At 33.7% G+C, this 17,748-nt stretch carries 13 protein-coding genes; 9 read left to right on the top strand and 4 right to left on the bottom strand.

What is annotated here, in order from left to right; all coding sequences use genetic code 11:
• Positions 1-3 precede the first annotated feature (3 nt).
• Positions 4-1,425: a serine hydrolase domain-containing protein gene (locus tag ACM46_RS10390; protein ID WP_048506581.1), complete on the top strand. Its 1,422-nt coding sequence runs from the start codon at positions 4-6 to the stop codon at positions 1,423-1,425.
• A gap of 66 nt (positions 1,426-1,491) precedes the next feature.
• Positions 1,492-2,967: a serine hydrolase gene (locus ACM46_RS10385; RefSeq protein WP_083997377.1), complete on the top strand. Its 1,476-nt coding sequence runs from the start codon at positions 1,492-1,494 to the stop codon at positions 2,965-2,967.
• Between the two features lie 69 nt (positions 2,968-3,036).
• Here the strand turns inward: ACM46_RS10385 and ACM46_RS10380 are convergent, their stop codons facing one another.
• The 4 genes from ACM46_RS10380 to ACM46_RS10365 all read right to left on the bottom strand — a co-directional run bounded on the left by ACM46_RS10380 (position 3,037) and on the right by ACM46_RS10365 (position 9,566).
• Positions 3,037-3,555 carry a DUF2911 domain-containing protein gene (locus ACM46_RS10380; protein WP_048506579.1) on the bottom strand — a complete coding sequence of 173 codons (519 nt, stop codon included), beginning with the start codon at positions 3,553-3,555 and terminating at the stop codon, positions 3,037-3,039.
• A gap of 35 nt (positions 3,556-3,590) precedes the next feature.
• Complete coding sequence (locus ACM46_RS10375) at positions 3,591-5,282, bottom strand: sodium:solute symporter family protein (RefSeq protein WP_048506578.1); 1,692 nt, start codon at positions 5,280-5,282, stop codon at positions 3,591-3,593.
• 100 nt (positions 5,283-5,382) lie between these two features.
• Positions 5,383-7,887 carry a PIG-L family deacetylase gene (locus ACM46_RS10370; RefSeq protein WP_048506577.1) on the bottom strand — a complete coding sequence of 835 codons (2,505 nt, stop codon included), beginning with the start codon at positions 7,885-7,887 and terminating at the stop codon, positions 5,383-5,385.
• A 1,007-nt stretch (positions 7,888-8,894) separates the two neighbouring features.
• Positions 8,895-9,566 (bottom strand): hypothetical protein, encoded by a 672-nt coding sequence (locus ACM46_RS10365; protein WP_048506576.1) that lies wholly within the window; start codon positions 9,564-9,566, stop codon positions 8,895-8,897.
• A 392-nt stretch (positions 9,567-9,958) separates the two neighbouring features.
• Here ACM46_RS10365 and ACM46_RS10360 point away from each other — a divergent pair, with 392 nt between their 5' ends.
• The 7 genes from ACM46_RS10360 (at position 9,959) to ACM46_RS10330 (ending at position 17,699) form a co-directional block, all read left to right on the top strand.
• Complete coding sequence (locus ACM46_RS10360; RefSeq protein WP_048506575.1) at positions 9,959-10,498, top strand: hypothetical protein; 540 nt, start codon at positions 9,959-9,961, stop codon at positions 10,496-10,498.
• 157 nt (positions 10,499-10,655) lie between these two features.
• Positions 10,656-11,678 (top strand): AlbA family DNA-binding domain-containing protein, encoded by a 1,023-nt coding sequence (locus ACM46_RS10355; RefSeq protein ID WP_048506574.1) that lies wholly within the window; start codon positions 10,656-10,658, stop codon positions 11,676-11,678.
• 170 nt (positions 11,679-11,848) lie between these two features.
• On the top strand, positions 11,849-13,255 hold the full coding sequence (locus tag ACM46_RS10350) for a hypothetical protein (protein WP_048506573.1): 1,407 nt from the start codon (positions 11,849-11,851) through the stop codon (positions 13,253-13,255).
• Positions 13,256-13,382: 127 nt separating this feature from the next.
• Positions 13,383-14,507 carry a helix-turn-helix domain-containing protein gene (locus tag ACM46_RS10345; RefSeq protein ID WP_048506572.1) on the top strand — a complete coding sequence of 375 codons (1,125 nt, stop codon included), beginning with the start codon at positions 13,383-13,385 and terminating at the stop codon, positions 14,505-14,507.
• Positions 14,508-14,658: 151 nt separating this feature from the next.
• The gene (locus ACM46_RS10340) at positions 14,659-15,705 is read left to right on the top strand and encodes a serine hydrolase domain-containing protein (RefSeq protein ID WP_048506571.1); all 1,047 of its coding nucleotides are present in this window, start codon (positions 14,659-14,661) and stop codon (positions 15,703-15,705) included.
• Positions 15,706-16,023: 318 nt separating this feature from the next.
• Positions 16,024-17,067 carry a helix-turn-helix domain-containing protein gene (locus tag ACM46_RS10335; RefSeq protein WP_241485989.1) on the top strand — a complete coding sequence of 348 codons (1,044 nt, stop codon included), beginning with the start codon at positions 16,024-16,026 and terminating at the stop codon, positions 17,065-17,067.
• 89 nt (positions 17,068-17,156) lie between these two features.
• The gene (locus tag ACM46_RS10330; RefSeq protein ID WP_048506569.1) at positions 17,157-17,699 is read left to right on the top strand and encodes a DUF3575 domain-containing protein; all 543 of its coding nucleotides are present in this window, start codon (positions 17,157-17,159) and stop codon (positions 17,697-17,699) included.
• Positions 17,700-17,748 lie beyond the last annotated feature (49 nt).

Below are 17,748 nucleotides of genomic sequence, written 5' to 3'. Positions count from 1 at the left end.
TAAATGAAAAAACTATCATTCATCTTTTCCTTCCTATTATCAATGCATACTTTTTCACAAAAAATTGATAAAGAAAAATTAGACAATTATTTAAAGGAAACGATTGGAGTCAATCAAATTCCAGGTTCAGCCGTTGCTGTTATAAAAAATGGGAAAGTTATCTACGAAAAATATTTTGGCAAAAGCTCGATACAGGACAATACAGATGTAGATGAAAACAGCATTTTTAGATTATATTCCACAACCAAATTAATTACAACAGTTGCTGTTTTTCAGTTAATTGAGAAAAATAAACTGTCATTAGATGATAAAATTTCTACATATTTGGATCATCTTCCGAGAGAATGGCAGGAAATCAAAATCAGAAATTTAGTAACCCATTCTTCTGGTTTACCGGATATTGTAAAGTTCGAAGATATTCCATATTCTTTAGATGAGAACGAAAAATGGGTAAGATTATACAAAAAACCAATAGAATTTGAAGCCGGAGACCATTACAGTTATAACCAAACCAATTATTGTCTGCTCACAAAAATTATTGAGAAAATAACAGGTTCTTCATTTGAAGGTTACGTATTGAAAAATCAGTTTCCTGATGTGAAAAAAGGGGTGATTTTTTCAGCAAATTCTTCAGAATCTGTTCCTAATAGAGTGGTTCATCACGTTTATAATTTTAAAAATAAAAAGTACGAAAGATTTAATGCAGACCACGGTAAAATTCATAATTCAGGAAGCGGATTGAATTTAACTCTCAAAGAATTTATTGCCTGGAACGAAAGATTAGATAAAAACAAACTTTTAAACGAAACCACAAAAACGTTGATGTGGAAAGCATTCAATTTTAAAAATAAAAAAGATAAATTCCTTCACGGCTGGAGCGAATATTCTACAAATAACATCAGTTCATTAGGTTTTAGCGGCGGTTATATGACTGCCTTCAGAAAATTTACAAAAGAAGATCTCACAATTATTTTTCTTTCAAACGGTTACAAATATTTTCATATTGAAGAAAAAGTCATTGACCATATTGCCGGAATAGTTGATGAAAAATTGGTTGACAAAAAATCGTGGGCAGAAGAAGAAGTTACAAATGCTTTTTTCAAAAATGATCATACAAAAGCTATACAAACTTATTACACATTAAAAAGTAAAAATCCCACATTAAACTTTGAAGATGCGTTGCTTATGACAGCATATACATTAATGAGCAGCGACAAATTAAGTGAAGCAATTAAAGTATTTGAATTGAATGTAAAAGAACATCCAAAATCATTCAATGCATTTGATAGTTTGGCAGAAGGTTATTTTAATAATAAACAATTCGAGCTATCAAAAAACAACTATGAAAAGTCTCTTGAGCTAAATCCTGAAAACACAAATGCTAAAGAAATGCTTTTGAAAATTGAAAAGGAAATTGGGAAGTAATACGATTCTTAATGTAATACATACTTTCCTGAGTTGTCTTATTAATTAAAAATCAATTATTCCAAAATGAAAAAACTACTTTCCATCACCCTACTCCTATCCGGATTTTTTGTTTTTGCTCAAAAAACCATAACTGAAAAACAAATTTTTGCTTCAATGGATTCTCAGGCAGAACTATTTTTAAAAGCAACAAAGGCGAATTCTTTCTCTATCGGAATCGTGAAAGACGGAAAAACTTATACCAGACATTACGGTGAAATGGACAAAGGAAAAGGAAATAAAGCCAATAATTCTACCCTATTTGAAATTGCTTCCATTACCAAATTATTTACCGGAACATTGATGGCAAAGGCTGTTTTGGACGGAAAGATCAATCTGGATGATGACATCCGAAAATACATGACAGGTTCTTATCCGAATCTTCAGTTTAACGGAACGCCTGTAACGATTAAAGATTTGGTTTCATTGAAATCCGGGTTCAACAAAGATTTACCGGACAGAAGTGAATTGTTGAAAGTACGGAATGACAGCACTGCTTTCAAAGTTGAAAAATTGGAAAAATCTTATACGAAAGAGCAGTTTTTCAAAGATCTGAAATCAATTAAGGTAGAGACTATGCCGGGGACAGTCTATAATTATAATAACGGAACTTTACAGCTGACAGCGCATATTCTTGAAAATGTTTATGGAAAAAGTTTTGAGACATTATTGAAAGAAAATATGCTGATTCCTTTACAATTAACTCACACAAGACTTCATATCAATCAAAATGAAACGGTTGCAAAGGGTTATGACGGAAACGGGGGTTTGATGCCGCTTTTACCCTACTCGCTTTGGGGAGCTGCGGGTTATATGAAATCAACTCTGGCAGATCTCACCACATTTTTGAAATTTGAACTGGATAAAAAAAATCAGCTGGTTCAGGAATCACAAAGAGATTTACTTCATAATAAAAACTACTGGAACGCCTATTTCTGGGATGAAGTTACGATCAATCACAACGGGCGAAATGCAAGAAAACACGGTGGCGCTTTTGGAACACAGAATCTGTTTTGGGTTTTCCCGGATTACAACATCGGGATTTCTGTGATTACCAATCAAGCTGGAGAAAATACGTATGGGAATTTATACAGTGCCGTCCAAAATCTGATAGACGATTTGAAACCGTTTGGACAGAAATTAATCGGAAGAGAAATCGAGAAAAAATGTTTTGAAAACATCGATTCCGGAATTGCTTATTACAAAGAATTGAAGAAAAACAAGTCTGATTCTTTCAACTTTTCCGATGAATCTGAATTGAATAATCTAGGCTACAAATTGATGAGAAGCGGAAACATCATTTCATCCATCAAACTGTTTCAATTGTATGTTTCTGAATTTCCCAACTCTGGAAATCCTTACGATAGTTTAGCAGAAGCCTATTTTAACAATAAAGAATATGCGCTTTCTGAGCAAAATTACCGGAAATCGCTGGAACTCAATCCTGAAAATACAAATGCCAAAGAAATGCTTTTGAAAATTGAGAAAGAAACAGGAAAGTAAAATCTTTAAATCAAAACTCCACACAAAAAATCCCGGATTAACCGGGATTTTAATTTCTTATATTTAAATTTATTTGATCTCTACAGGAACTGAGATTTTGTCCCAATCCATTGTAAATCCATTACTGTTTACTTTATAAACCAAAGCTTCCTGTGTTGCCGGTAATGCTTTTGTTTTTACATCGACACGTAAAGCATCTTTAGCTTGTTCGTATTTATAAGCACCCCACTGTTTTGGTTCTTTGTTAAAAATCGCAGTCCACGTTCCGCTTTCTTTAGGGATTAAGAAAAAGCTGTATTTACCTGCAGGCAGCGGTTTACCCTGAACGGTAATATTTTTATCCGTTTCAAAAGTGGTTGCTTCATTGGCTCCCGCGCGCCAAACTTTATCATAAGCTTCCAGACCACCCCAGATGGTACGGCCTTTAACAGAAGGACTGCTATAGGCAATGGTAATGGTTGCATCTTTAATTTTTCCCGTTGCCGTAGCCGGAGGGCTGGCCGGCTTTTTAGTGTCCTGTGCAAAGGCATTCACTGAAATCGTCATTGCAGCCATAATAACGGTAGCAGATTTAATGATGTTTTTCATAATATTTTTGTTTGTTGGTTTTTTTATTTATTTGTTTACGAATTTACTGCTTTCCGCTTATAAAACACTAACCCGATTGCAGAAAATATAATGACTGCCGCAGCCCCGATTACGTTGAGCCAAAGAAAAGAAACAATATCGAACTGATAAATGGCAATCACCGTAATTTCAGATAAAATGGCCGCAATAAATACATTCGGGCCGTCAATTTTTTTATAGTAAAATGCAACCAGAAAAATCCCCAGTATCGGACCATAGAAAAGAGAACCCAATACATTCACCGCTTCAATAAGAGAGCCCATTTGGGTGGCAAACATAGCAACCCCGATTGAGAAAATCCCCCAGGCCAAAGTGTGTAAGCGGCTATACTTCAATTCCGTTTTCTCATCAGGAATTTCTTTTTTGAATATTAAATGAATATCTTTTAATGAGGAGGAGGCAAGAGAATTCAGTGCTGCCGAAATGGAACCCCAGCTGGCCAGAAAAATAACAGCAAACAGTAAACCGATCATTCCTACCGGTAAGGTATTTTTTACGAAATACAGAAAAATGTAATTTGTATCCGTTTTTTCTGCATTATAGTTTGATTGATTGATCGCTTCCTCTACCCTGCCGTGAAGTGCTTTTACCTGGGTTTGTGTGTTTTTAAAATTCTGAATCGTTTTTGTGAGTTGAGGAGAATTGTTTTCTTTCAGCTTTAAAATTTCTTTCGATTCCGCATTAAATTTTATTTGTAAATCCTGATGTTCCTTTTCAAAAACCGCAGCCTGTTCAGGTTTTGCTTCCTTTAAATGTTGATAAGAGCGTTCATTAAAATAAATCGGAGCCGGTTTCAAAGAAAAGAATGCGAAAAGTAAAGCACCGATCAGGAGAATCGCAAATTGCATCGGAATTTTAACCAACCCGTTCAATAGCAAGCCCATTTTTGCATTGGTATTGTCTTTCGCCGTAATATACCTCCCGACCTGACTCTGGTCTGTACCGAAGTAAGAAAGCGCCAGAAAAAAACCGCCAATTAAGCCACTCCAGATATTGTATTTATCTTTCCAATCGAATTCTGTGGTGATTACATTGAGCTTTCCGGATTTTCCTGCCAGATACAGCGCATCCTTAAAACCAATTCCATTCGGCATATTCTGAATAAGCAAATAACCCGCAAAAGCCATGGTTCCCAGAATAATGAGAAACTGTAATTTTTGGGTGTGAGCGATTGCCTTTGCTCCGCCAACATAGGTGTAAATCATCAGAATACCACCTGTCAAAACATTCGTTAAATAAATATTCCAGTTTAAAACGCTTGATAAGATGATACTCGGCGCGTAAATGCTGATTCCCGTTGATAAACCTCTGGAAAAAAGAAAAAGCAGTGAAGTGAGTACCCTTGTTTTTTTATCGAAACGGTTTTCTAAATATTCATAAGCAGTATAAACATTTAAGCGCTGAAAAATCGGGATGAAAGTGATACAGATCACAATCATCGCCAAAGGCAGACCAAAGTAATACTGCACGAAACGCATCCCGTCTGTATAAGCCTGGCCCGGTGCAGAAAGAAATGTAATAGCACTTGCCTGCGTAGCCATAATCCCTATCAACACAATGTACCAGGGCATTTTATTATCTGCTTTCAGGTAGGATTCGTTGCTTTTTTGGCCACGACCGATGAATACGCCGTAAACTACCACTGCAACCAATGTAAAAATAAGAACTGTCCAATCTATAGTACTCATGCCCAGAATTTAGTAAACCAATAATAAAATGCGATCTGCAATACTAATGCAACCGCTAATAGTATGTACCAGATATTCCAATTTTTAAGTTGCTTGTTCATCAGTTTTTCTGTGCAGATATAAAGTTAAAAAATAAACGGGCCGCACCCACATTTCCCGCAGGCAGTTGTCTGAAAAATGCCAATGGCGTATAAATAAAATTACCCTTCCCGTATTTTGCATATAAAGTTGAACCCTTCAGCGGTTCTTCATCCGTATCGTGCATTTCAAAAAGCGGTTCATACGCGGCATCCCATTGAGAAGGGAAATAAGCGCCACGCTCCTGTACCCAGCCTTTAAAATCATCCGCAGTAATTTTGTTCGGAAAGTTCAGTAGTTTATGATTGGGATTTAAAAACTTAACCGCGGCATTTTCTTCAGTAACCCGTTTATTAGCAATACTGAAATTGTACATACCCAATTGGTCAACGGTTGTATCCTGGTTGGTGTTATACTGCATCACCAGATTCCCTCCGGCTTTTGCATAAGACCATAAAAAAGGCATCCAGCGGCCCAGCTTTTTCTCTGTGTTATTGGCACGAACCCCAAGTACGATGGCATCATACTGCAACAGCTTGTTTTGACTGCCGTTTCCGCCGGATTCATCTATGTTTCCAGAGAAATCTCCGTCTTTCAATACATCTACCTGAATACCTGCCATGCGTAGAAACTCAGGAATGAAATCGCCCGCACCTTCTATGTACCCCACTTTTTTAACCTCCGCCTGAATATCGCCTTTCATTACGGTTGCAGTGGCAGGCGTAAAATATTGTAAGGAGGGTAAATGCGGATACTGGATTAATACTTGTTTCTTATTATAAGTGACTCCGTCTGCAACAAAATTAGCATCCAATTGCAAACGAGATGAATGTATTGAGGCAAGCTTCGTTTTTGGAATCACATAATCAACGGTAAAATCTTTCCCATTTATAGAATTTAAATCAGCACCGCCTAACTGTTCTCCGTTATACATCAGGTTGAGTTTACCATTACTGAATTTTTTATTGGAATTAACCTTACCATTTAAGCTCAGATGTAGATCTTCATTTTCTTTGACTAAATAAAGGGGTTGTGCAAATTTCAGTTCCAATGCAGGAACAATCCGCAAGGGCTCTACCACATCACCACGCACCGGATCTAATTTCTTGAAAGATAAAGGAAGTTTAACCTGAAACTTTTCCGAACCTATTTTTAAACTCAGTAAAACATTGAGTGGTGATTCTGCCTCTGGCAAACCGATTAAAGTATCATTCGGAACAGAGAAAGTCGCCGCGTTCGTGGCTGGTTTTGCTAACCAGTAAGGTTCTGTGAGTGCCGCATCCGCAGGAATCTGAATGTCATGCTGAATGGTAATTAAAGAATCTTTTGATAGTTTTCTGTTGAAGCTTTCTTGCTGATTTAACCATTTTACATCTTCTAAAACGACAGGGTTCGAAGCTCTTGAAATCAAATTTAACCTGAAATTGTAATGATCCCCGGCAACCGCCTCAGCCTGATTGGTAACCATCTCGCCCATAAATCCGGCACAGCTTAAAATAATGTTGTCAAGAGATTTAATTTTATCCTTTTTAAGATCTGTATCTTTTAATGCCATGACCTTTTTTCGTAAAGCAAACAAAGCTGGCAAGCTAAGATCAGGATGATTGAAATTGAAAGTGGAAATAATTTTATCCAATGATTGGTCAATATCTGCATTTCCTTGTGAAGTCCAGGTTTTAGCTACTCCATCAAAAAGTGTTGTTTTTGCAGGTTCGCCAATAACGTGGGCAAAATATTCAGTTCGGATACCGGCCACAGACTGTGTTCCCGCACCCTGGCTTTTATGTAAACTTCTGCTTAGTCCTGCCAATTCACCGTAGCCCATTCCCAATTGCGCATCATATTGCCCAACGGTAACTTTCAGTTGATTTTCGGCTGTCGTATTAACCCCACCAAAGCGGAACGTATTCCACAATACGCGTTTTGGCTGCCATACATTCACATATTTCAGTTGATCCGGGAAAGCGGTTTTATCGCCTGCCAGCTTAAAAGCTTTTTCTGCCACTACAGCCGAAGCCGCATGTTGTCCGTGGCCTGCCGCAGCAGTAGGAGGAAAACGACAAATGATAACATCCGGACGGAATTGACGGATTACCCAAACTACATCCGCTGTAATGCTGTCTGCATTCCATTGTTTAAAAGTATCGGTTGTATTTTTAGAAAATCCGAAATCAATCGCCCGGGTAAAAAACTGCTGGGCGCCGTCTAATTTTCTTGCCTCTAAAAGCTCATGCGTTCTGATTAAACCCAATGCAGCACCCTGCTCTGTGCCTAATAAATTCTGACCACCATCACCTCTGGTTAAAGACAGATAGCCCGTTTCTACATTCTGATCGTTGATTAACCAGGAAAGCAATCCTGTATTTTCATCATCGGGATGAGCCGCAAGATATAGAACTTTAGGGAGATGTTGAAGTGTTTTGAGTTCACGGTAAATTTCAGATGATTTGGAGGGCCGAATCTGTTGGGCCGAACAAAAAACCGTATAAAATCCAAGAATAAATACAGTGCTTACTTTTTTGAACATTTAATTTTACTTTGCAGAGCAAATATAAGTAAATCATCTTTCTTTCAACCTTAAAAGATTCAGACTGTGAATTTCTCAAAAAATGGTTTGTTTTTTTTATTAAACCACAAAAGGCACAAAAGTTTTTTAAACTAAGCTATTTAAGTTTAAATACTTTGAAAACAGAAGTTCACTTAAGATTATGTATTAGCCAGTATAAAATTTTATCGGAGATAAAATCTTTGCGCCTTATACCCATAAAGCAAGTAGAAAAATAGCGTCTTTGCGTGTTCCAACAAAAGTCTGCGTCATCTGCTAAATCTACGAGAACTTTCATTTAAAATTTTAATATTTATGGGTTGAACGCAATGGCGCAAAGGTCGTTTAATGCTTATGTTTTTAGGGCGCAAGGGCGTTTCACTTAGCAATGGTTTGATTAAAAAAAATCAATGATTTTATTATTCTCGCAGATACCGCGGATTGAGCAGATTTCTTTAAAATAAGAATTCTGAGATTTTTTGGAAATTATCGGATAAAACCTTATAGGTTTTTAATATGCATAAATTTTAAAACCTATAAGGTTTAGTACCTTTATAAAATCAGCGTTATCTGCAAAATCAGCGAGTGAAAAATATCAAAAACATCAGTGAAATTTATGGAAGATTTTTAACCACAAAAGGCACAAAAGGTTTTGAGATACTTTAGTTTATTTTAGTGACAAGCTAAATATTGAGAAGAGCACATAAGTTTAAAAAAAATCAATGATTTTTATTACTCTCGCAGATACCGCGGATTGAGCGGATTTTTTACAAGTAAGAATTCTGAGATTTTTCGGAAATTATCAGATCAAACCTTATAGGTTTTTAATATGCATAAGTTTTAAAACCTATAAGGTTTAGTACCTATATAAAATCTGCGTTATCTGTAAAATCAGCAAGAGAAAAATATCGAAAACATCCGTGAAATTTGTGGTTAAATTTAAGCAGACTTTATGTATGAATCAGAGTTTCAGGGAAAATAAAAATTACTTATGTTTTTCTAATTGTATTCTGTGTAAGATAGATATAATTAAACATGCAAAATGTGGCTGCCGCCCCGAAAGTATGCCATAAAAAGTGGGTTCCGAAACTCAACCATTCCCATTTATCAGCTATACGGAAGGTCAGTGCTAGAGCAAACGACAATAAAGCAAAGCCTACCCATTTTCCAGCTTTCCATTGGGTATAGATTAAATATCTCAATACCGAAAAAAGCACAAATGAAGCCATGATTGCATAATTTACGTTGATAAAGAGAGAAGTTTTATCTGCCAAAATCCAGTTTCTTAAACCCAACATCAATATCAGATAGACAAGAACCATGACAACAGCATAGTACCATCTGGTGCTCTGAGCTACAAAATAAAACCCGGCAGACAAACAGAGCAGCATAATAGGCATCCAGTCCATCATGATAAATACCGGCCATTGTCTGAATGAATGGTAAACAGTTCCTCCTATGGCACCAATATATAACAAAACCAGGCAATAGGTTAAAAAAGGATATTCTTTAAAATTACCCTTTATTTTAAGGGTCCAAAAAATAGCGATAGCTAAAAATAAGAGAGCAGTTATTGCATTGAATGGCTCAGGGAAAAACTGAGCCATATCTGTTTCTTTATATAACATGCCTCCGTCCGGAGGTATTGAGTTTATCGGCATTATAGATATACTAATATACTTCTAAATATAGAAAAAATTATAGTATTATATACCAGGTTCCAAAATTATTAAAGCTACAGTAAGTGATATAGAAAATAGAAAACGGAACTTTACATTATTATATTGATTGATTTAGCTAGAGGTATAAATATGTTCTCTAAAGACTTTTTGAACTTTAAAATTGATTAAAAATTATCACGAGAGTTGGGATTTATTTAATATTAAGGAAATTTCAATAAAATTTTATAGATTATTTTTGTTGTTTACCGAGGAACTCTAAAATCATTATTAAAAATGCTTATTAGAGCAAAATGACATTGTTTTCCGATATTATGGTTTTCCGTAATTGATTATGATTATTAAATAATATTTTCACGTTCAAATTATTTGTAATGAAAAAAAAATTAATATCACTTAGCCTCATAGTCATTTCTTTAACCGCTTTTTCACAGGACTTAAAAAAAGATTTAGAAACAACCAAATCTGAAAAGTTTTCGCAAAGGTCCGGAACTTTACTTCAAAAAGATTTTACCGATATCGGAAACATAGGCGGAACTGAAATCAAAATTTTGAAAATTAAAGATTTAAACAATAATGATTCTAATAGTTCTGTTCGATTTGAAAAACAGGGTTATGGAACCTACTCAGATACCTATATTAATGCAATTGACAAAGACGAAGTTGATGGGCTTATTATTTCAATTAAAAACCTAGTAGACAATGTATTAAAAACGACACCAACAACCTATACGGAAGTTACTTATTCATCCAGAGGTGGATTTAGCCTGGGAAGCTATTTTGAAGTTAAAAAATCTAAATGGACAAACTTTTTAAAAGTTGAAAAACATACAAGTAAAAGTATGGGAACATTGAGTGAATCCGATCTGCAAAGCCTATTAAGTTTATTAGAACAAGCTAAATCTAAATTATAATTAATAAATACATAAAGTTGAAAATCCTGACGAAAGTTGGGATTTTTTTGTGATAAAATTTTCAAAATCTTTAAGAAATACCGTGAAAATACGGACTGAAAATTTTGAGATAGCTTATATTTTTGTTGTTTACGGAAATCCGTAAACTTCTATTATAATGAATTTTGTAAGTTTGAATATATATATGAAAGCTATGACACACAGTCTATCTATTTTTGGAAAAAATATTTTTGATTTGAATTATCAAGATCTTGAACTATTCTTTCAAACAGAACAGGAAGAAAAATTGAATTTAGAGTTTAAATCATATGTAAATCAAGGCCCCTATAAAGAAAAGGAAAATCTAATAAAAAAAAGTGTATGCGCATTATTAAATTCGGAAGGTGGTATTATTATTTGGGGAGCACCAATTGAAACTAAAGATACAAATGGAAATACAAAAGCTTCAGGGAATCTAACTCCTTTTGATTCTGGTTTAGATAAAGATAAATTAATAAATACTTTATCAGATTCTATTATACCGATGCCTATTGGGATCAAAGTCAATTTTTTAAATGATGGAAATGGAAAATTTGTTATAATAATTGAGGTTGAAAAAAGTGTAGAGAGACCACATCAATATGATAATCGCTATTATGTTAGGTTAGATGGCCAGACAAGGGTTGCTCCTCATTATTTAATTAAAGCTTTGATTAAAAGTCAAGATTTTCCAGTTATAAGAGGACATATAAAGTTGAAAAACATCCAAATTTCTGGAAATGATATTTTTTTAACATTCCGATATTTACTATTTAATACCTCACAATTCAATAATGAGAAAAATGCTTTTATAAGGATTGTGGTTCATCCTGGTGACATATATATTAATCAAGCTTTGATGAGTAATCCTTATGATAAAGATTTCCCTTTAATAAGCCATGGCAGGCCAATTATGTCAAGCTTTATTATCAAATTAAACACTTCTCAAATTCAAAATAAAATTGATATAATTTTTCAATTTGGAGGAGAAAAATCACCTTCAAAAGTATCAACATATAAGTATGACATCATGAAAAATTTTGTTAGCGGAGATGTAAAAGATGAAAACATATATTTAATTGAAAAACGTGAAAACTCTTTACCATCAGACGTTTCAAGCAATACAGATGATGATAATATCAATCAACTTCTAGATTTATAATATTCCACTAAATTAAGAAAAATTCAAATGTCTACTATTTGATATTAAGGTAGATTAAAATGACAAAAATTATTTGGACAAACTATTTAAAATAATTTCTTGTTAGATTAAAATCCCTTAATTTAAAAATATCAAACTATTATAAGTTCTTACATAAATATAATTAATGAATGAAAAAAATAACAAGTATTGGAATCGAAATACCTTCAAATGGAGATAATTATATAAAACTTGATAGTAAAAGATCACTTTCAGAAAGTGACATTGTCATTTTTAGCCCAAGTTTTGATAATAGTGATTATTCAACGTATGAAAGTTTTTCTGCAAGCCAAACATATGAAGGTAAAAAACTATATTCAAAAAGTTCTTCAGTTAAAATAATTGAACATTCTAAACATTGGAAAAATGAGATTCTACATTTTGTAGAAAATGGAGGAACAGTATTTTTTATTCTAACTAAAAGAGAGGATTTTTATATTTACACTGGAACAAAAGCATTTAGCGGGACGGGAAGAAATCAAAAAACAACTGAGCACGTCTCTCCATTTTCTAATTATAATTTCATATCTGTACAAACAATTGAATTCAATTCTGCTAGTGGTTCATTTGTCAGCCCTTGCAACAACTTATTCATTGATTTTCATAAAAATTTTCAAAATTACTTTTCATATGAAATATATCTTAAAGGAGAAAACCTACAGAACCCTATTTTTACTACAAAAAATAAAGATCGGATTTTAGGAGCAACGATAAAAGTAAAAAAGGGTTGTATTATATTTTTACCTAACATTGATCTAGATAGAAAAGAATTAATAAAATACAATCCAAAAACCCATCAATCTATTTGGACACCAGAAGCAATTAAAATTGGTAAATCTTTTTTAAACAATATTGTTGAAATTGATAAAATTTTAAAGAAATCAACTGAAAAAACCCCTAAACCAGATTGGTTGAAATCAGATGCGTTTAACTTAAAGAATGTTTTAGAAACAGAAAAATTAATTCAAAAGAATGAAATAATAATAAATAAAAAGGTACAAGAAAATGAAAAATTAAACCTTTTGCAGGAAGAACAAGAAAGTCTTAAAGATCTATTATTCGAAAGTGGGAAGCTTTTGGAAAATGCAGTAATTAAAGCATTAACTATTCTAGGTTATAAAGCAGAAAATTATGATGATGGAGAATTAGAATTAGATCAAATTATTTTATCACCAGAAGGTGAAAGATTCATTGGAGAATGTGAAGGTAAAGACATGAAAGATATTGATGTGACCAAATTTAGACAACTACTTGATGGACTAAATGCTGATTATGAAAAAGAAAATATAAATGAAAAAGCATATGGATTACTTTTTGGAAATGCACAAAGGCTAATTGCACCAGATGAAAGAACACTTTCATTTACTACAAAATGTCTAACAGGTGCTAAACGCGAAAAAATTGGGCTAATTAAGACACAAGATTTATTTGGAATATGTAGAATAATTCAAGAAAACAATGATAGTGAATACGCTGCTCAATGTAGAAAAGCTATTTTTGAACAATTAGGAGAAATAATTATTTTTCCTAAAAAATAATATTAATTCACCTTATGATAAAAATCAAAGCCAGAAAACTTTCCACAGCACAGCACAATATTAAAAAAAATCATCACCACCAATCACTTCCCTTTATCACTTATATCCTATTTTTGTAAAAAAACTAATGGACAAATTAAGTTTTCTGGAAGTTATTGCTGCGATTGCTGTTTTTGTATCGTTGCTGCTTGCCGTATTTTTATTAACGGTGAAAACAGAAAGAAAACTGGAAAACAGATTATTTGCGGCGTTCCTTATCATTAGCGCCATTGATATGAGCGGACTTTTTATGCATCTTTTTGTGGATAGCTATAATCTGAAAGCTTTTAAAATATCTGCTTACTTATTGGTAATGCCTCTTTTTTATCTGTATGTGAATGCTGTTTGTTATTCTGATTTCACCCTAAAAAGGAAGCATTTACTGCATCTTATTCCTTTTATTGTTGTCAATTTAATTTTAGTTCCACGGCTTTATCTGGCAGAAGGTGCTGCTAAGGAAGATTTCTTTAAAGTGATGTGGAATTCTCCGGAAATGTTTGTTTATCAATTCATTGGAGAACTTCAGTATTTCTTTTATATCATTGGTATATTTATGATACTCAAAAAATATAAGAAGATTTATCTTGAAAATTATACCAATCCCAACACTTTGCTGTACAAATGGCTGTCTCAGCTTACCGTGATTTTATTAGTCATCCATATCTGTATTATTTTAAAAAACATCGTAAGATATACGCAGCATAGAGATCTGTTTATCTGGTTGAATATTGTGGCAGGAACGGTATTTTTACTGGCTGCCTGTTGGTTTATATTAAAAGCATTAAATTATCCTGAACTTTTCCGCAGAATTGATTCTACCTTGCAACCTGCAGAAGATTTTGCTGAAACGCTGGAAACTGAAAATAAAACCGATGAAACAAAAAATAGTCAGATTGAACAGCTTAAAAAATTCATGGTTGAAAAAGAGCCTTTCTTAGAACCTTCATTAACGATTCAGGAATTGGCAGATCAGGTGAACATTCCTGTTCGTGAGTTGTCTGTATTAATTAACCATCACCTCAATCAGCACTTTTTTGATTTTGTGAATGAATACCGCATTAAAAAAGCAATGACCATTCTAAAAGATCCCGCGAAAAAAGAATATACGGTCTTAGAAATTTTGTATGAAGTAGGTTTCAATTCAAAATCTTCTTTTCATACCTATTTTAAAAAATACACGAATCAAACACCGACAGCATTCAGAAACAATTGATAATTAATCAATTGCAAATAGTCAAACTCTGAATTGTAAATAACCGGACTCATTTTATTCATTAAAAAGAGTCCGACTTTTTTTAGATGGACTCTTTTCAAAATTCTCTACAGCATATTTGCGTCAGAAATATCAAATTAAAATTTTGACCATGAAATATGCACCCCTTATTTTATTATTTGCCTTATTTGGATGTAAAAGTATTCACCCAATCCATCAACAAAATGTTGAAAAAGCAATTACAAAAAATGCCCTTCAGTTATTGGAGGACAAAAGATTTCATTCTGCTTCCGTTGCCGTGCTCAAAGATGGAAAATCTACCATAAAACATTTTGGAGAATTAACGATTGGAAAGGGAAACAAACCCAACGATTCTACTCTTTATGAATTAGCTTCTGTAACCAAAACTTTTACAGGATATTTAGCCGCCAAAGCCGTACTTGATCAAAAACTCAGTTTAGAGGATGATATCAGAATCTATCTTAATGAACCTTATCCCAATTTAGAGTTTAAAGGTGAGCCTATCAAAATCAAACATCTCATCACTCATACCAGCGGGTTTCCCAATTTTCCAATAAAAAGTGAAAATAAAAAGGCTTTTTTTGAGGGATTAAAACTCATCAACATTAAAACAAAGCCGGGAGAAGTCTATTCCTATTCCAACACAGGTCCGGAGCTGACTGCTTATATCCTTGAAAAAGTATACCAAAAACCTTTTGAGGAACTGGTGAGCGAATTTGTTTTGAAACCTAATCAAATGAACCAAACGAAGTTTACACTCAATGAAAATGACAGAACAAGACTGGTAAAAGGCTATAATGATAAAAACGAGGTAATGCCTAACTTCAACAGAACGTTATGGGGCGGCATTTCAGGACTGCATTCTACGACTACGGATTTGGTGAAATATATGAAACTGCAGCTTGACCCATCCAATCTTATCGTCAAAGAATCTCATAAAAAACTCTATAAAGAAGGTTCTGATTTTTGGGAAGGTTATCACTGGTACATCATAGAAAATGATCATCAATTAATATACAGACATCACGGAGGCATATACGGAATGCAGAATTGGTTTGTGATTTATCCTAAACAAAATATAGGTATATCCATATTGACGAACACCAGCTTTAATGAAACCGGAGAAATTTTAGAAAAAGTAGTGGATAACCTGTATAACGACATCCATGCAAAATAAACAGTACATAGCGGGAATGAAAAATAGAACCTACTTTCTGTTCAGATTAACCCAACTTTTGCACCTGAACCCTTATTTATCAATCCCTTAAAAGACTCATCAGCAGACCTATCAATTCATTTTATCAATCCGTATGAAAAAGCTATATTTAAAAAATAATTACCATGATATGCCAAAGCAGATCTTTACAACAACTTCTACAAAAAATTGATCTATACAACACTTTTAAATATTGCTATTTTTCAAGGAATAGTCTTAGGCGTAGTCATTTTAAAATCTTCCTTATTCAATAGCCAATCAAATAAGTATCTGTCCTACTTGTTATTTGCACTTTCCATTGTTTTACTGAATTATGTTTTTGAAATTGAAGGTGCATTTAAGTCTTATCCTTTGCTATGTTTTCTGGACTATATTGAATGGATATTTTTACTACCCGTCTTCATCTTCCAGTTTATCATAAACCGGATTGATGATACCGTAAAGAGCAGACAAAAAACTTATCTGTATTACATTCCGTTTGTCTATTCCTCTACTTTTACGATTATATACCATCTTAATGATATTTTAGGAATTTATAAAATCACGGGTTCAGGCATTTTCATCATTAATATACTTAGACTGATTCAGCTTTTATTTGCCTTTATCATCATCCTGTTTCCACCTTTTTACTCTTATTTCATGATAAGGCACTTAAAAGACCCACAGGAGAAAAAATGGGTAATTACCTTATTAACTACGCTCTATTTATTATTATCTACCTGGTTAATTACCTATATGACCGGCTTCTTTTTTGGAATAGATATTTCCTCTACCATGAGTGGACTGGCTCTATCGGCAACATTTATCATGCACTGGACGGCTTATATAGGCATTTACAAATACAAGCTTGCCAAAAACAAAGATGCAGTTTACCAGTTTCTAAACAACGATTTCGCTATTATACATCCCAATCTGCAAGTTGCAGAAAACAGTATAACGCAAGAAAACAGCACTGCAGAAGAATACCGGGAATCTATAACAGCTGACAATCTTTATTTTCAAAAACTTGAGCAGCTTTGCAAAGAGCAGCATATTTATACCGACAGCACATTAAACAGAGAAAAAGTAGCAGAAAAACTGGGAATAAGCGCCGGATATGTTTCACAAATTGTAAACACCATAACCGGAGACAACTTTGCTCATTATATCAATCAATATCGGGTGGAAGCTGTCAAGGAAATGATATCGAATTCGGAATATGGCAACTATACTTTGCTGACGATGGGCTTAGAATCCGGGTTTACTTCAAAAACAACTTTTTATAAAGCTTTTAAAAAAGTAACGGGTCAAACACCCAATGAATACAAAAACACCCTCAAATAGGTACCATTTTCTCCATTTTTAAGCTTTTGAAACCTCTTATAACTTGAATTAATTGAGTTTTGCACTTAAATAATTCAAATACCTTTTTTATGAAAAAAAACTTTTTACTCCTCATCATTTTATGTGCTTTTTATTCTGTCAAAGCTCAAAGCAACGAAAACAACGGGGATTCATATGTGAAAAAAAATGAAATTAAGCTGAATTTATTTTCTCCTTTAATGGGAGCTATTGAAGTAGGTTATGAACGGTTTCTCAACAAAAATTCATCACTCGGAATTTCTGCATTTAAGGTTTATAGCCATTCAGCAAATGAGGATATGAATTACTATATCTCTCCTTACTACAGATATTATTTTGGAAAAAAATATGTTTCCGGTTTTTTTGTCGAAGGATTTGGAATGCTCACTTCCATTGACGGAAAACAAATCTATACAGCAGACAAAACAATGTTCACTGAAGGCAAAGATGTTTATGATCTTGCGTTAGGCGCAGGTCTTGGCTGGAAGCTGGTAACAAAGAAAGGATTGGTTTTTGAAGCCAATGCTGGCTACGGAAGACTTGTTTTCAATGCGGATAAAACAGATCACGATCAGGTTGTAAAGCTTGGGCTAAGTATGGGCTATCGATTTTAATATCAAACCTGTAAAAAGCAAAATCAGAGCAGAAACAATCTACTCTGAT

This window comes from Chryseobacterium angstadtii, from assembly GCF_001045465.1.
Classification (GTDB): domain Bacteria; phylum Bacteroidota; class Bacteroidia; order Flavobacteriales; family Weeksellaceae; genus Chryseobacterium; species Chryseobacterium angstadtii.
The sequence above is the reverse complement of the archived record's forward strand: the minus strand, read 5'-3'. Positions and strand labels throughout refer to the sequence as shown.

Bases quoted from the DNA above. Each gene is read 5' to 3' on its own strand.
- ACM46_RS10350 (WP_048506573.1), top strand. From the start codon at position 11,849: ATGAAAAAAATAACAAGTATTGGAATCGAAATACCTTCAAATGGAGAT.
- ACM46_RS10375 (WP_048506578.1), bottom strand. From the start codon at position 5,282: ATGAGTACTATAGATTGGACAGTTCTTATTTTTACATTGGTTGCAGTG.
- ACM46_RS10355 (WP_048506574.1), top strand. From the start codon at position 10,656: ATGAATTTTGTAAGTTTGAATATATATATGAAAGCTATGACACACAGT.
- ACM46_RS10380 (WP_048506579.1), bottom strand. From the start codon at position 3,555: ATGAAAAACATCATTAAATCTGCTACCGTTATTATGGCTGCAATGACG.
- ACM46_RS10330 (WP_048506569.1), top strand. From the start codon at position 17,157: ATGAAAAAAAACTTTTTACTCCTCATCATTTTATGTGCTTTTTATTCT.
- ACM46_RS10370 (WP_048506577.1), bottom strand. From the start codon at position 7,887: ATGTTCAAAAAAGTAAGCACTGTATTTATTCTTGGATTTTATACGGTT.
- ACM46_RS10340 (WP_048506571.1), top strand. From the start codon at position 14,659: ATGAAATATGCACCCCTTATTTTATTATTTGCCTTATTTGGATGTAAA.
- ACM46_RS10390 (WP_048506581.1), top strand. From the start codon at position 4: ATGAAAAAACTATCATTCATCTTTTCCTTCCTATTATCAATGCATACT.
- ACM46_RS10365 (WP_048506576.1), bottom strand. From the start codon at position 9,566: ATGCCGATAAACTCAATACCTCCGGACGGAGGCATGTTATATAAAGAA.
- ACM46_RS10345 (WP_048506572.1), top strand. From the start codon at position 13,383: ATGGACAAATTAAGTTTTCTGGAAGTTATTGCTGCGATTGCTGTTTTT.
- ACM46_RS10360 (WP_048506575.1), top strand. From the start codon at position 9,959: ATGAAAAAAAAATTAATATCACTTAGCCTCATAGTCATTTCTTTAACC.
- ACM46_RS10385 (WP_083997377.1), top strand. From the start codon at position 1,492: ATGAAAAAACTACTTTCCATCACCCTACTCCTATCCGGATTTTTTGTT.